Below are 15,649 nucleotides of genomic sequence, written 5' to 3'. Positions count from 1 at the left end.
AAGGTTCAACAAACGCCATGTTTGCTGAACCTTCTCCTATGGTGAGGACAAGTGGACTTGAACCACCGACCCCTTGCATGTCAAGCAAGTACTCTAACCAACTGAGCTATGCCCTCTTATTTCGTGGTGGAGACGAGGAGGATCGAACTCCCGACCTTACGGATGCGAACCGTACGCGCTCCCAGCTGCGCTACGCCCCCGTATAGTTAACGTGAGATATTATACAGGATTTCACACAAAAAGTCAAGTGTTTTTGAAAAAATGGGAAATGGATTTCTCCCACATTCTGTGCTATCCTTATTCATGAAACAGATTCCAAACAAAAGGATGGATAATTATGAAAAAAGGGATTATTTTCGACCTTGACGGCACTTTATGGGATGCAACCGAACAGATGCTTCCTGCCTGGAACAAGGTTCTTCTTCGCTACGCTCCCGACCGTGAGCCAATGACGCTCGAAGAGGTGCGCAGCTTTATGGGGAAAACCGTAGCCGAAATTGCTGCGGCGGCTCTTCCAAACTTTCCTGAGGAAGAAAGAGTAGAAGTTTTTAACCGATGCAGCATTGAGGAACTTCCATGGCTGCGGGAACATCCGGGCAGCATCTATCCAAAGGTGCCGGAAATTCTTCATTTGCTCTCCAAAGAATACCCACTTTACATTGTCAGCAACTGTCAGGACGGTTATATCCAGACCTTTCTGGAGGTAACAGGCTTGGGAAATCTTTTTGAGGATTTTACCTGCTCTGGTATGACCGGTTTAGGAAAGGGTGACAACATCCGACTGATCGTGCAAAAACATCATCTTGATTGTGCGGTATACCTTGGAGATACACAGGGGGACTATAACGCCTGCCAGAAAGCACAGGTTCCATTCATCCATGCAGCATACGGCATGGGAAGTGTTGACGCCGAGGTTCCTTCTATCAGCTGTTTTGCAGAACTTCCAGACGCTGTTACTGAGATTTTGAAGTAAAAAACAAAAGTTTTCGTCCACCTTTTTCAAAAGGTGGTGGTGTCCAGAGGCAACGCCTTTGGCCGCCTTCCGCAGAAGGCGGAATACTTTATCCGTGAAAGCGCCTTTGCGGGTGAATTTTTCAATCCAAAGTTTGGATTGAAAATGAGGGGGCTTTTGTAAGAGAAAAGCCCCCTTAAGAAACAAACGACACGCACTTTTCAGAAAAACCTCCCAGTGGGAGGTTTTTCTACTGTCTATACTATATCTACCAGTTATAGATGAACCGTTTTTTACTAAAGGTCGATTAGAACAAAATATCATTGAGCAAATGCAGATTTCTACTACCGAAAACTTCCCACTGGGAACTTTTCGGGGAGAGTCTATTCTAAACGTTAGCTCTTGAAAACTTTTTGCAAGTGAAAAAGTTTTCAAGAACCGATTGCTAGTAGTGGTCGACCTCAAAAATGATCCAGTGGATGATTTTTGACGGAAAAACTTGTTCCGGTTTACACCGGTGCACTGTCGTGCGGCAGCCTCAGAAATATTTTCTGCCCCTATCGTTTTTTATATTCATTGTGAGGTGTCACAGGGGTTTCACCCCCGTACCCCCGCGACCTTTTGAAAAAGGTGGACAAAAACTCTGATTTGCCTTCGAAGCAAATCTGGCGGAAACCCGAAAAAAAGGATGCTCTTAAAAAGAGCATCCTTTTTCTATTTCTCTTATTTTGCTTCAAAATATTTTGGCTCTTCGCTTTCGCCCAGCACCAGGAAACCATCAAAGCCCTGTTCTTCCAGACGGTTTAAGAATTTACCCAATTTCTTTGGCTTGATATAAGCGCTTGCTTCCACACCCTGCTCACGCAGTTTGTCGGTCATGCGTACTGCCTGCAAACCTTCATCTTCGTTGCAGATAACTGCAATCCGTTTGCGGCGTCCCGGAATAGTAAAGCCCTGTTCCTCCAAAATCTGGAAGATACGCTCAAAGCCAATTGAGAAACCAACTGCCGGAACATTCTCGCCGGTGAACTTGCCAACCAGACCGTCATAACGTCCGCCGCCGCCAATTGCACCGCGGAATTTGTTGCTCTGAATTTCGAATACGGTGCCGGTATAGTAGCCCTGTCCGCGGATAAGCAGCATATCAAATACAACATCATATCTTCCTGCTGCCAGTTCATTTGCATCTGCAATGATTTTTTTCAGCTGTTCGATATAGGTTGGTTCTCCGCAGAGCTGTTCTGCCTGATCGATGGTGCATCCGCCTTCCAACAAGGATGCGATCTTTTCGCAAGATTCTGCCGAAACTTCCTTTTCGCCCAGTTCCTTCATCACACCTTCGGTACCGATCTTGTCCCATTTGTCCAGAGTGATGCACACGCTGTCCATCATATCATCTGCAATACCAATGTTGTGCAGTACTCCTTTGAGTACGCGGCGGTCGTTGATCTTAATGGTAAACGAACCGATGTCCAGCTTGAGCAGTGCAGCTGCTGTGGTGTGAATCAGTTCCAGCTCGCACAGAGGAGAATCGCTTCCCAGAATATCAATGTCACACTGTACAAACTCGCGCATTCTTCCTTTCTGTGGACGCTCTGCGCGGTAGGACTTATCGATCTGGATACATTTAAATGGCAAAGACAGTTTTGCGCGGTTTGCTGCATAAAAACGGCTCAGCGGCAGGGTCAGGTCATAGCGCAACCCTAAATCCGCAAGATTTTTGTAATCCTGTTTTTCCAGCGCAGCATCCAGCTTGTCCCCACGTTTTAAAATCTTGAACATAAGGTTTAAGTTGTCGCCGCCCTCGCTCTTTTCCAGATTTTCCATATCCTCAATGGCAGGGGTCAAAATGCGTTCAAAACCGGCTGCACGATAAGTTTCCAGAATGCTGTTCTGCAAATAATCCCGCAGCAGTGTCTGCGATGGCAGATAGTCCGCGGTTCCCTTAACTGGGTTCATCTTCATAAAACATCTCTCCTTGATACCGTTTGTCTTATTGCTTTATCATACTACATCATCCGCATCTTGTCCAGATAAAATTAAATGCTTTCTCCTGTTGTTTCCTAACAACCCTTAAACGGCACTCAACTTTGATATCCCGCCCCATTGGAGGAAGAAGATAATGACCTTCCCTCCTCAAGCGATGAGCCTGTAAAAAAGTCCAATCCTATAGGCTGCCTTTTCCGTGGGACAGGGTGAGTTTCACCCATCTCCCAGTAGGACTGAAAGTCCCATGCGGGGAAGTTTTCCTCTTTGTTGACCTCATTGTAGTAAAGGCCCTGCGCAGTCATCGAGGCGTTGTCCCCTACCGGATATCCTGCCTTCCAGTGTGCGTTATAGTCCATAAAGTAATAACAGTCTATGTCTTCACCATACTCGTATCCGACAAAACCGCCGACCGTAATGGCAACCTTCATTGTCTTGACCGCACCCATCGACAGGCAGTTTCTTAAGGTACCCATATTCATTCCGGCAAAGCCACCGATAAAGCGCAGATTGATTGCCCCTTCTGCGGACTGATCTCCCCAATTATCCGGCGTTGAGAAATCGGTCTGGGCAAGCAGGCTTTCCCTCGAATCTGCAATCACAGTTCCCATAGAAAGGCTATTTTCTATATTGCTATCCATCCCTAAACATCCGACAAAGCCACCGACATTTTCCTGTCCGCAAACCTCTGCGTCCGCTACACAGTTGAGGATAGAAATATTTCCTGCATTCCCCACAAAGCCGCCGATATCGCTGGTGATGCCATGTACCGTACCAGTGAAGGAGCAGTTTTCGATGCTCGAATAAGTCACACCGTCCGGACCTTCTTCACCGCCTGCCGTACCAACAAAGCCGCCCACATTCTTGAATCCGCTGACCGTTCCTGTGACATTGAGATCATACAGTCTGGCATATCCTCGAATTGATCCGAAAAATCCAGCTACTTCATCATATCGTCCCTCAACAACATTCAAGCCGCTGACGGTATATCCCTGCCCCAGAAAGGTTCCCCGGAAGGGATGATCGCTTGTTCCGATGGGGGTAAACGGCTCATTTTCCAGATTGATGTCATTTTGCAGCACAAAGATGCAATCGGCTGTTTCCTCTCCCTGTGCTATCCATGCCGACAGGTCGTGCAGGTCCTGCGCGGTGGAGAGGGAAAATACTCGCTGTTCATCCACCCGCTGTATCGTCTGGTAGAAGGCAGGGGCATTTTCCGGAATGGACGGCTGCGTTTCCTCCGTTTCTTCCGGCTGTACCGATTCCACCGATTCGCCAACCACCGGCTGCGGGTCCTGCTGATTAAGCTGGCGGCTTTCACAGGCACACAGGGAAGCCAGCAGCAAACAAAGTAAAATCACAGTCTGTATTTTCTTCATAAACACCCCTCCTTTTGGATGATTCTCTACAATTATTTTTCTATGTCTGGCTGTTCGATACCGCCGTATGGTTTGACCCGCAGCTGATCGAGAGTGGACTGGATCGCTCCGGTCGGGCAGGCTGCCTTGCAGTCTCCGCAGCGAATACAATCAAAGCTGTTTGGCTTTTCCCAAACCGGAATATCCATTCCGCAGACACTTTTACATTTACCGCAGTGGATACATTTTGCTTCATCCACCGAAAAGCGGTACAGTGCAATTGGATTAAAGACACCGTAAATTGCTCCCAGTGGACATACATATTTGCAGAACGGACGATAGTATTTGATCGACACAAAGAGGATCAACAGTAAAACAAACATCTTCCAGCTGAACAAAAATCCCACTGCAGAACGGAGCGTTGGATTACTTGCCAGAAGTGGAAGCCCACCAAGCAATGTACCGCTTGGACAGATATATTTACAGAACCACGGATCGCCCATTCCAGTGATACCCACTACCGTCATTGGAAGCAGGATCACAAACAGCACCAAAATCACATAGCGCAGATACTTTAAGACGCGATGTCCTGGCATATTTTTCTTCTTTCGAAACAGCGGAATCTTGTGCAGAAGATCCTGTACCAATCCAAACGGACAGAGCCATCCACAAACAAACCGTCCTAATAGTGCTCCAAACAGCATCAGGAATCCAAACACATAACAGGATACACGGAATTTCCCGCTGTCCAACACCGCCTGTAAAGAACCAATCGGGCAGGAACCCAGTGCTCCCGGGCAGGAATAGCAGTTGAGTCCCGGCACACAGACGTATTTTATCTGTCCTTTATAGATCTTTCCTTCGAGGAAGCCCTTTGCATATCCGTTGGTTACCGCAAACCATGCTGCCTGAAACCAGAGGCGGATATTTTTCTGTTTCTTACCCAATTCCGATACACTCCATACAGATATTGATTGCCTTTGACAGCACCAGCTGGGCCTCCCCTGTCAGGGTTCCGACCGCAATCATCACAACAGCCAGTGCTACAAGGACGAGCGAAAATTTACTTGTCTTCATCTTTATTTCTCCAGCATTGCAAGGCGGTTATTGATTTCTTCCTGCCATGCTGCTTGATCTCTTGCACCAATAACAGACTCACCCACTTCTTTGCCCTGTGAATCTACAAAGAAGGTTGTTGGGACACCGATGATATTTTCCATCAGAAAATTAAGCATTTCATCGTCAGGAACCAGGTGGGTGTAGTCTGCTCCGGTCAGTTCCACAATCTGATTTGCAAGTTCAATCTGGCTATCCACACGGTTTGCATCCATGTCCACAAGATCGGTACAAAGGCCTATGATCTGTACCTGTCCACCGTTCTGTTCATATTCATCCGAAAGCTTGGCAAGCTCCGGCATTTCACTCAAACATGGTTTGCAGGAGGTTGCCCAGACATTAATCACAGTAAGGTCATGACCTTCAAAGATCGTTTTATCAATCTCATCACCTGCAAGATTGGTCAGAGACATTTTTTCAAATGCACCTTCTTCTGTGGATTGTTCCGCAGACTGTTCCTCAGTATCTTCTGGTTGTTTTTCAGTATCTTCTGGCTGTTCCTCAGCATTTTCTGGTTGTTCTTCAGTATCTTCTGGCTGCTCTTCCACAGTTTCCTCAGCAGGAGTTTCCGAAGGAGCTTCTTCCTGTGTTTGCTCTGTAGACTGTTCTGTAGCCTTTTCTTCCGAAGACTGTCCACAACCAAACAGACTGAGCGTCATTGCCACTGCGAGAATAAAAACAGTTAATTTTTTTAACATTCTTTTTTCCTCCTAAAAAGGTCCCTATTTTAAGGTTTTGTTTTGATACAGCTATCTTTCTACATTATACCGGCTATTGTTATTTGTGTCCAGTCATTTCCCTTTTTCTGTGTTTCCTTTGTGATTATCAACTACTTTTATTCTCGAAAGGTGAAGGAAATTGTTTTTCCTTACCGTTTTATCAAAAAGAAAAGTTTTTTGTATGAAATCTTCGAAAACATCCAAATTCAGATTGATTTTTGTCAGACATTGCCCTATACTTTATTTAGTAAAACGAGACAATTCTCATTGGAGGTCAGTTATGCGTATTGCAATCTTCACCGAAACCTATCTGCCGCAGATCAACGGCGTTGTTACACATATTAAAATCTTAAAAGAAGGATTGGAAGCACTCGGTCACACCGTTTTGATCGTTACTGCCGATTCCAAAACCCGCAAACATTATATTAAGGATAATGTTCTGCACTGTCCGGCCCACAACCTCAAACGAATTTACGGTCTAGATCTTGCTTCTCCGGTCAGCCGTTCCCGTCTGCATTATCTTCGTGAATTTAACCCGGATATTATCCATGTACACAATGAGTTCAGCATCGGTTTGAGCGGCATGGCAATCGCCAAAATTCTGCACGTACCGGTCGTTTACACCTTACATACCATGTACGATGACTACATCTATTATATTGCACCAAAGCCATTGGTTCCTCTTACCAAAAAGCTTTCGCACCGTTACTTCCGTCTCTTCCCGAAATACGCAAACGTGGTAACCGGACCTTCCAAAAAATGCCAGGAATACACCACCGAAATCGGAAGCGACAAAAAGGTTGAGGTAATCCCGAATCCGGTTGAACTGGATGCATTCTCCCCGCAGACCTCCACTCCGGAACAAAGAGAAGAGATCCGCAAGACCTTCGGCATCCCGTTAGATGCAACCGTTGCCTGCTTTGTAGGACGTCTTGGTCAGGAAAAGAGCGTGGATGTCCTGTTAAAATTCTGGGCAGAAGAAATGAAAAAAGAGGACAACATGTATCTTCTGATCGTAGGCGATGGTCCGGAAAAGCCAAAACTGGAAGAACTTGCAAAAGAGCTGCACATTACTGATACCGTTATCTTCACCGGCAAGGTAATGCATCCAGAACTTCCGCCGTATATTCACACCTGCGACATCTATGTCACCGCTTCCCTGTCGGATACCAACTCTATCTCGATGCTGGAAGGTATGGCGGGCGGACTTCCTGTTCTTCAGCTTTACGATGAGCTCAATGCCGATCAGGTTCGCGATGGTGTCAATGGTTATATGTTCCGAGATGCAAAAGAGATGGGAGCGCGCCTGCGCCAGATTCGCGATATGGATAAGGATGAGCTTGACAAGTTGAAAACCTCCGTTATCCAGTCGGTTAAAAACTCCGGTGCCGAAACGCTGGCAAACTACATCCAGACCATCTATTATCAGATTTACAAAACTGTTCCGCCAAAAAAATCTCCGATCCTTCACCTGTCCGGGCTCCTGTCCCAGAATGGGTTCCGTCATAAATAGCATTTTAAAACACCCGATCCGGTAACGTTCCGTTATCGAATCGGGTGTTTTTTACACGCATTTTTCTGTAAATTGCGCAAAATGATATTGATTTTTGATTTCGGATGTGCTAGACTTCATCTAAGCATTTTCACTTGTTTTTTATTTTAGAAAGGTGGTTTTTTTATGGATATTTCCCTGTTTACCAGCTGTAAGGAACGTGTTTTAGCAAATTGCGGCAAAGTCATCGTCGGAAAAGATGAAGCAATTACCCTTGTATTCACCAGTTTTCTCTGCTCCGGTCATGTCCTGCTGGAAGATGTTCCTGGTACCGGAAAAACAATGCTTCTTCGCGCCTTTTCCAAAACAATCGGTGGAAAGTTTAAGAGAATCCAGTTCACACCGGACCTGCTTCCTTCCGACCTGACCGGTATCAACTTCTACAACCAGAAAACAGGGGAATTCCAGTTCAGAGAAGGCCCTCTTTTCTCCAATATTATTCTTGCTGACGAAATCAACCGTGCTACTCCACGAACCCAGTCCAGCTTGCTGGAAGCAATGGAGGAGCGTCAGATCTCGGTAGATGGCACCACAAGCCGCCTGGAAGAACCATTCATGGTTATGGCAACCCAGAACCCTCTGGAATCTTATGGTACCTTCCCACTTCCGGAAGCACAGATCGACCGTTTCTTCATGAAGCTTAAACTTGGCTATATGACAAGAGAGGAAGAACTTTCTGTTATCTGCCGTCCTTCCACTGGTAAGATTGTGGATGAACTGGAATGTGTTGTTTCTCTGGAAGAAATTGCAAAACTTAAGGAGATGATCCCTCAGATCACCGTTTCCGACGATGTTGCCGGCTACATGATGGACATTGTCACCCAGACCAGAAAGGAATCCCACTTTGCGCTTGGCGTTTCCACCCGTGGTGCAATTGCACTGTATAAAGCATCTCAGGTAACCGCTGCCTTTGCTGGACGCGATTATGTCATTCCGGAAGATGTCCGCTACATCGCTCCGTTTGTACTGGGTCATCGTGTCACCGTAAACGGTACGGTACGCCCAGGTGAAATCGAGAAATACTTCCAGGAAATGCTCGCTTCGATTCCAAGCCCTCTGGAAGCAATCCGCCGTTAACACCTAAAAAGGAGATGATTCCTTGATTTCATTCTTCATTCTCTTTTCTGTTTTTTTGTTTCTCGCTGAATGGTATTCCTTAAAAAAGGGATTAGAGAAGGTCACATATGATGTTCATGTTTCTCAGACACTACTGGAACCGGACGAAAAATTTACCGTTAATTCTATCATAGAAAACCGTAAATTCTGGTTTCTCCCATATATCGATATGGTAGAGACGTTTCCGCATAACATTCAGATACCCGGAGAAGAAAAAAACATCTCAGATGAGGGTATTACTTATTCTCTTTCTTCTCAGCTTTCTACCAATGCATATGATAAGATGTCGGCTGCAAAGCTTCATTCCAGTTTTTATATGATGCCTTACCAGCGCTTGGATCGAACATTGGAGGCCAGCATCCCGGTCCGCGGAAGATATATTTTCAGCGGCTGTTATATTCATGGCGGCGATTTTCTGGGAATAAAAGATGGTGCCACTGAGTTTACCACACACAAAGAAGTTGTGGTTATGCCGCGTTCTCTCCCATCTCCGGACTTTGATTCTTTCCTTGGGGGACTGATTGGAGATATTTCCATTCGACGCTTTATCTATGAAGACCCAATGCTGACCATCGGTTTTTCTGACTATACTGGCCGGGAACCGATGCGCGACATCAGCTGGACGCAAAGCGCTCGTCTTGGCAAAATGATGGTCAAAAACTACGACCACACCACAGATGTCTGTGTTTCTATTATCCTGAACGTCCAGTCAACTGTTAACGGCTCTGAAGATGAAGAACTTGTGGAAACCTGTTTTTCAATGACCCGTTCCATCTGCGAATATCTGGAAAAGAAGCAGATCAAATACCGTTTTACTACAAACGCCATTCCTTTGGGAATGCTTGACTGTATTTCCAGCGTAGATCAGGGATTCGGCAATGTACATTTTTATACTATCATGGAAATTTTGGGAAGAGCTTCTCTTTCTGCCTGTGAAAACTTTGCTGTTACCCTAAGGCGCGCCTGTGGTAATTGTGAACAGGGAGAATATCACATTGTTATCAGTCCAAACGAAAATGCTGTTTGGGAAGAAAACTATCATAAGCTACAGGAACTTTCCCAAAACAAAACCTTCCTTCTGACACCTGCATCTTTTATTTCACAAAATACTGATAATAAAGAGGAGGAAATTGCATGACCTACTGTTTTTTCTTTAAAATGTTAGGAAACCTTTCTCTTTTTTACTTTATTATCAACTGCTTGTTGTGCATGTTTCAAAAGGGGGTTTCCATTCTTCCAGTATTCATTCTGGCCTTGGCAAGTGCACTGGGATTTTTCCTAAATGAAAAGAAACCAAAACTGCGTTATCTTTCCATTCTTCTGATGCCACTTGCCCTGATCACGACTTCTGATATCATTGGAGTTGTTGTCGTCTCGGCTTCTATTGTATACTGCGCTTTCTGCATTGTGCAATCTCGCTTTTTGTTAAGCTACGAAGAACGGCTTGAGTTTTTCCTTATGTTTCCTAAAGTGTTCTTTGTCTGCTTTTTCATGATTATGTTTTCAAGCGTCTACTATTCTGACCAATTTGCCAATACAGTTTCTTTCTTAATGAACTTTCTCTTGGTATTTATGATCAGTACAATTCTAATGACTCAGATTTTGCGTCATGATATTTCTGTCATTGTTAAACCAAAGTTCCGGATGACTTGTATTGGAATTTTTGTCGGAATTACACTGACAATCCTCTTTATTAAATCCAAATTCTTCCTTAGCACATTGGCATTCATTTTTAAAACAGTTTACAGTATGGTAATTATTCCTGTTTTTATGTTTATTGCCAAAATTATAGGAAGCGTTATCTGGTTTATTATTGAGCCTTTTTACGAAACTCTGCACAATATCATGCTTGAGGGAATCGCACAATTAAATGGAAGACCCCTTGTTTCTGATGGAATAGATCCCTTTTGGGACAGTATGCTGAAAGATTTCATCAGTGAACCAACCTCTTCTTTCTCCGATTTTTTCCATGGAATATTGTCACTGGTCATTATTATTTCATGTATTGTTCTGTTTGTTCGTTTGATTAAAAAAATCAATCACAGGATCCACTACTCCCGTGCACAAATATCCCGCTCCACATTAAGTGGAAAAGAACAAATCAAGGAAGATATTCCACTCGATCTCGTTCCTCCCGGTGAACCACGCAAAGCAGTTCGATACTACTATCGCTGTTTTTTACGAAGCTGCCGTAATACGGGATTAACTTTTAAGCCAGATGCAAACAGCGACATTGTCGCGCGGCTAACTGTTGAGCACTTTATGAATCAAGATCCTTCTTCAATTTATAAGCTGCGAAACATATATATCAAAGCTCGTTACAGCGAACATACTATTAAAAACGAGGATGTTGCACAGGCAAGGTTGATTTGTGAAGAACTCAGCGGCGAAGAAAAACGTATGAAGAAACAAGTTTCCAAAGAGCCTCAACTTACACCAGAACAAGTTTTGAATCAGTCGCTCAACGATCACAGAAAAGACGATTTTCCGGGAAATTTCCCTTCCGGTTATTAAGAAAACCCCACTCCAATCTTGGAGCGGGGTTTTCTTAATCATTATGTATATTTAGGCTTTGATGATCTTTTCAAATGCATCCAGTGCACGGTCGATATCTTCGCGGCTGGTATCATGGGTTGTTACGAAACGGAACTCACCATCTTCGATTCCGTTAATCTTAACACCTGCTTCCAGCATTTTTTCTGGCAAAGAGTCAATTACTTCTTTTGGAGCATCCAGTTTAAAGAATACCATGTTGATCTCAACGGAATTCATGTCCAGAGTAACACCCGGCATTTTCTGCAGGCGCTGTGCCATATATTTTGCGTTGTCGTGGTCTTCCTGTAAACGTTTGGTCATAACCTCCAGCGCAATCAAACCTGCTGCTGCCAAGAATCCGCACTGACGCATTCCGCCGCCCAGCATCTTACGATTTCTTCTTGCGCGCTCAATATACTCCTTGCTTCCTACCAGCATGGAACCTACTGGTGCACACAGTCCTTTGGAAAGACAGAACATAACCGAATCTGTGCAGGCTGCAATCTCTTTAACATCAACACCCAGAGCAGTTGCTGCATTAAAGATTCTGGCGCCGTCCATATGAACCGGAATATTTTCCTCTTTCGCCATCTGATAAACCTGCTGTAATCTTTCCAGAGGCACTACCTTACCGGTTGCCAGAGGCTCTTCCACACAGATTAATCCGGTGTAAGGATAATGGATGTTGCTTCTATCGCGGATTGCTGCACGAATCTGTTCAGCGTCAAATAAACCGTCCTTAAAGTGCAGGGTACGGATAAATGCCTGCGAAAGAACCGCAGCGCCGCCAACTTCATGCGCCACAATATGTGCTGTATCAGAGAGAATGACTTCATTTCCACGCTGGATATGGCTCATAACCGCAACAGCATTGCCCATAGTTCCGCTTGCCATAAAGAGAGCTGCTTCCTTGCCCAGCATCTCTGCTGCTTTACGCTCCAGCTCATTCATGGTCGGGTCGTCGCCATATACATCATCGCCAACCTGTGCGCGATACATCGCCTCACGCATTTCCTGGGTCGGCTGGGTAACGGTATCACTTCTCAAATCAATCCATTTTTCCATAAAAAAGACCTCCCTTTTTCATCGCATCCGTGCGTCAGCTGTATTCTCGCCTTTTGCCCGGCGGATTTATTTCCTTAAAATTATACTAAAATATGTTTGTTTATTCAAGTATTTTTTAATAATTTTAACAGTTCCAGTCGATTTTAGCTGGATTTTCCTCGTCTTCTACTGCAATTTCTTGAAGTCTCTGATACATCTTCTGACATTCTTCTGCGGCAATCTGTTCATATACTGCATCCGTTTCTTCGGTTCCTACCCTGTCATAGGCCAGAGCTGCTGCCGCATAAAAACACATCCCCAGTGCGCTGGTCGGTGTGGAAATGGAGCTGAGCGACGAGCTGATCGCTCTGACCGCAGCCTGTTCTGATGGCGACAATCCTGGTTGTTTTGCCTGCGCCATCACTTGTTTGGCTGCTGCTTTTACCTCTGTAAGCTTCTTTTCTTTCACAAGATAGGCCTGTGCTGTTTCCAGAGCCGATCTTACACATTCTGATTTCAGCGCCGATTTTTCATAAATTGGCAGTATCACCTGCTGTGCGTAGGAAACTGCCCAGCAGGAAATGGTATGTTTGCTCTGTGTTTCAATTAAACGCATCAGTGAAATAATATATGGAGAATCTGGACTCCCCAGCATTTTTCTTAACTTTGCCATTCTAATCCCTCCTTTTTTATCTTACCACATTCTGTTTTTTGTTCCAACAAAAAAAGGGCAATTTCCAGAGGAAATTGTCCTTTTTAAGAAAACTATGCTTTTGCCGCTTTTGCAGCCTTCTTTTCCTGCCACAGAGTCCACAGGGAACCGGAGAGGAATACAGAAGAATACAGACCGGAAATAACACCGACCATCATTGGAACTGCAAAGCTGAGGATAGAAGAAACATTCATCATAACCGCTACAACACAGATACAGATCAGTGCCATAACTGTGGTCAGAGAGGTTGTTACGGTTCTTCTCAGACACTGGTTAATGCTCATGTTAACCAGTTCACCCAGTTCCATCTTGTTGCCGTAATAACGTTTGTTTTCACGGATACGGTCATAGATAACGATGGTATCGTTAATCGAGTAACCGAGGATGGTCAGAACTACCGCGATAAAGTTATCATTGATGGTAAAGCCAAGAAGTACAAAGACACCGTAAGCAATCAGTACGTCGTGAATCAGCGCGATAACGGAAACGACACCAGCAGAAGCACCGCCGATCTTGCGGAAACGGAAACCGATATATACAATCATGATAACCGAAGCAAATACAACTGCTACGATACATTTTTTGAAGAATTCCATACCCATAACTGGGTCAACGTTGTTGATATCGGAAGCTTCAATTTCATTGTCTGCATAGGTGGTCTGCAGTTCTTCCAGCAGACCGGTCTGAGTTTCGGTGGTCAGGTTTTTGTTGGAAGTAAGGCTTACCACCATGCTGGTCTGTCCGGTTACGCTGTTCTCCTGTTTCTGAACGGTAACGTCCTGTCCCAAAAAGCTTTCTACAGTCTTGCCAAATTCGTCCGGAGTAATGTCACCGGTATAGGTATAGGTGGCAATTGAGCCGCCCTTAAACTGAATGTCCAGTTTTGGTCCAACCACGATTGTGATGATCAGAACCAGCACCAGCGCTACAATCGAAATTCCAAAGAAAATCTTTCTTTTTCCAATGATATCCAGTTTCATTATTTTTCACCTCCATACAGCCATGCCTTGCGGAATGGTTTGAATCCTGCAAGGGAGCGCAGCATCAATCTGGAAGAAAGAACACCCATCAGGAAGTTGAGGATGATGCTGACAAGCAGGGTGTAACCGAAGGAGTATACCGAACCTGCGGTTGCAGTTCCCAGTCCCATCCAGGAGAACAGGAAGTTAAATGGAATTGCAAAGATGCTGTCGCTTGGACCAAAGACACCCATCAGAATGATTGCAATGAATACTACAGTAATGTTACTGTCGAAAATTGCCGAGAATGCATTCTGGAAACCGGACTGGATCGAAGCATCGATGCCTTTTCCAGTACGGATCTCTTCACGGATACGCTCTGCGGAGATGATGTTTGCGTCAACACCGAATCCAAGACCCAGGATAATACCTGCGATACCTGGAACGGTCAGAGTAAAGGATGGGAATACTGCAAAGAAACCGGTGATTGCTGCAATGGTTCCTGCAAGCTGGCCCATCAGAGCAATGCTTGCTACAAAACCTGGCAGACGATAGTAAAGAATCATGAACAGCGCAATGATGATGAATGCTGCTGCACCTGCTTTTACCATGGCATCTTTTGCACCCATACCGAGGGTTGGGGAAATTGCATTGTAGCTCTGGGTTACCAGTTCAAATGGCAAAGCACCACCGTTAATCTGGTTTGCAAGCTCTACTGCGCTTTCCGCTGTAAAGTTACCGCTGATAACACAGCGACCGTCTGTAATCTCTTCATCTACGGTTGGAGCAGAAATAACTTCGTCATCCATGAAGATGGAGATCTGTTTGCCAACCTGTTCTTTGGTTGCTTCTGCCCATTTTTCTTTTGCTTCATCTTTGAGGACCAGAGAAACAACCGGCTGCGAAACACCTGTTGTCGGGTCCTGCTGCATTACAAACTCTGCTTTTTCTACATCAGCACCGGTCAATACAGGTTCTCCTGCATTTGCACTGAGCAGACCTGTTGTCTGATCAATCGGTACATCCTTGTAAAATGCAAGCTGAGCGGTTTTGCCAAGTTCTTCAATTGCTGCTTCCGGATTAAAGTCCTGTTCGTTGGATTTCCATGGGAAACGAACAATAATACGGTCAGTGTTTGTATCAGTGTAAACCTCACTGTCGGTGATGTTCTGGTTGAGCAATCTGGTTTTGATAACCGATTCTGCTGCGGACATCTCCTCATCGGTTGCGTCGACTTCTTCCGGTGGGCTGAAGGTTACATCGACACCGCCACGGATATCGATACCCCAACGGATATCGTCTGCGCCCTTGATATAGGTGCGGTCGATATCACCGTATTTGGAACTAACGCCAAAAAATGCTGCATAAGTTAAGAGTGCCAGTATCGCAACTACCACGAAAAAGACTGGCTTGCCAACTCTTTTCATCTGCAATCCTCCAATTCCTGTCTCTGAAAAAACTCTTTGGGTCTTCTCAGATTATTTTTGCCATTTTATAGCATTCATACCGCATATTATATTGCAAATTCCCTAAAAAGTCAATTTTATTATCCTCTTTTGTGCTTTTGTTCATAATTCTTTTTCATCTTTTGCTTTTCTTT

General features: G+C 44.8%; 14 protein-coding genes and 2 tRNA genes. 5 read left to right on the top strand and 11 right to left on the bottom strand.

What is annotated here, in order from left to right:
• Positions 1 to 39: 39 nt before the first annotated feature.
• Both BQ5375_RS09225 and BQ5375_RS09220 read right to left on the bottom strand, forming a co-directional pair.
• A tRNA-Val gene (locus tag BQ5375_RS09225) sits at positions 40 to 116 on the bottom strand.
• An 8-nt stretch (positions 117 to 124) separates the two neighbouring features.
• Positions 125 to 200 (bottom strand) — tRNA-Ala (locus tag BQ5375_RS09220).
• A 137-nt stretch (positions 201 to 337) separates the two neighbouring features.
• On the opposite strand from BQ5375_RS09220, the gene BQ5375_RS09215 reads away from it, so the two are divergent.
• Positions 338 to 973, top strand: coding sequence for an HAD family hydrolase (locus BQ5375_RS09215; RefSeq protein ID WP_022132603.1), 636 nt, complete (start codon positions 338 to 340; stop codon positions 971 to 973).
• Positions 974 to 1,675: 702 nt separating this feature from the next.
• Here BQ5375_RS09215 and hisS read toward each other — a convergent pair.
• From hisS to BQ5375_RS14140, 5 genes are all read right to left on the bottom strand, one after another.
• Complete coding sequence (gene hisS, locus BQ5375_RS09210) at positions 1,676 to 2,917, bottom strand: histidine--tRNA ligase (protein ID WP_022131547.1); 1,242 nt, start codon at positions 2,915 to 2,917, stop codon at positions 1,676 to 1,678.
• Between the two features lie 119 nt (positions 2,918 to 3,036).
• The gene (locus BQ5375_RS09205) at positions 3,037 to 4,317 is read right to left on the bottom strand and encodes a GLUG motif-containing protein (RefSeq protein WP_076917754.1); all 1,281 of its coding nucleotides are present in this window, start codon (positions 4,315 to 4,317) and stop codon (positions 3,037 to 3,039) included.
• A gap of 32 nt (positions 4,318 to 4,349) precedes the next feature.
• Complete coding sequence (locus tag BQ5375_RS09200) at positions 4,350 to 5,243, bottom strand: 4Fe-4S binding protein (protein WP_022131754.1); 894 nt, start codon at positions 5,241 to 5,243, stop codon at positions 4,350 to 4,352.
• A complete protein-coding gene (locus tag BQ5375_RS14395) occupies positions 5,236 to 5,373 on the bottom strand; it encodes a CD1871A family CXXC motif-containing protein (protein ID WP_022131753.1) in 138 nt (45 codons plus the stop codon). Before BQ5375_RS14395 ends, BQ5375_RS09200 begins: the two co-directional genes overlap by 8 nt.
• A gap of 2 nt (positions 5,374 to 5,375) precedes the next feature.
• Positions 5,376 to 6,110 (bottom strand): TlpA family protein disulfide reductase, encoded by a 735-nt coding sequence (locus BQ5375_RS14140; RefSeq protein WP_022131752.1) that lies wholly within the window; start codon positions 6,108 to 6,110, stop codon positions 5,376 to 5,378.
• 301 nt (positions 6,111 to 6,411) lie between these two features.
• On the opposite strand from BQ5375_RS14140, the gene BQ5375_RS09190 reads away from it, so the two are divergent.
• The 4 genes from BQ5375_RS09190 (at position 6,412) to BQ5375_RS09175 (ending at position 11,313) form a co-directional block, all read left to right on the top strand.
• Positions 6,412 to 7,644 (top strand): glycosyltransferase, encoded by a 1,233-nt coding sequence (locus BQ5375_RS09190; RefSeq protein WP_022131751.1) that lies wholly within the window; start codon positions 6,412 to 6,414, stop codon positions 7,642 to 7,644.
• Between the two features lie 165 nt (positions 7,645 to 7,809).
• Positions 7,810 to 8,760, top strand: a complete 951-nt coding sequence (locus BQ5375_RS09185; protein WP_022131750.1) for an AAA family ATPase — start codon at positions 7,810 to 7,812, stop codon at positions 8,758 to 8,760.
• Between the two features lie 22 nt (positions 8,761 to 8,782).
• Positions 8,783 to 9,937: a DUF58 domain-containing protein gene (locus tag BQ5375_RS09180; RefSeq protein ID WP_022131749.1), complete on the top strand. Its 1,155-nt coding sequence runs from the start codon at positions 8,783 to 8,785 to the stop codon at positions 9,935 to 9,937.
• Positions 9,934 to 11,313: a hypothetical protein gene (locus BQ5375_RS09175; RefSeq protein ID WP_022131748.1), complete on the top strand. Its 1,380-nt coding sequence runs from the start codon at positions 9,934 to 9,936 to the stop codon at positions 11,311 to 11,313. Before BQ5375_RS09180 ends, BQ5375_RS09175 begins: the two co-directional genes overlap by 4 nt.
• 51 nt (positions 11,314 to 11,364) lie before the next feature.
• Here the strand turns inward: BQ5375_RS09175 and ltaE are convergent, their stop codons facing one another.
• The 4 genes from ltaE to BQ5375_RS09155 form a co-directional block, all read right to left on the bottom strand.
• Positions 11,365 to 12,399, bottom strand: coding sequence for a low-specificity L-threonine aldolase (gene ltaE / locus BQ5375_RS09170; RefSeq protein WP_022131747.1), 1,035 nt, complete (start codon positions 12,397 to 12,399; stop codon positions 11,365 to 11,367).
• Between the two features lie 124 nt (positions 12,400 to 12,523).
• Entirely contained in the window at positions 12,524 to 13,051 is a 528-nt protein-coding gene (locus BQ5375_RS09165; protein WP_022131746.1) for a putative immunity protein, read from the bottom strand.
• 92 nt (positions 13,052 to 13,143) lie between these two features.
• Positions 13,144 to 14,070, bottom strand: a complete 927-nt coding sequence (secF, locus tag BQ5375_RS09160) for a protein translocase subunit SecF (RefSeq protein ID WP_076917752.1) — start codon at positions 14,068 to 14,070, stop codon at positions 13,144 to 13,146.
• Positions 14,070 to 15,476, bottom strand: coding sequence for a preprotein translocase subunit SecD (locus BQ5375_RS09155; protein ID WP_022131744.1), 1,407 nt, complete (start codon positions 15,474 to 15,476; stop codon positions 14,070 to 14,072). Before BQ5375_RS09155 ends, secF begins: the two co-directional genes overlap by 1 nt.
• Between the last annotated feature and the right edge of the window lie 173 nt (positions 15,477 to 15,649).

The sequence above is a fragment of the Negativibacillus massiliensis genome (assembly GCF_900148495.1).
In the GTDB taxonomy this organism is placed as follows: Bacteria; Bacillota; Clostridia; order Oscillospirales; family Ruminococcaceae; genus Negativibacillus; species Negativibacillus massiliensis.
Note: the sequence above shows the minus strand (reverse complement) of the source record. Positions and strands in the feature narration are given on the sequence as shown.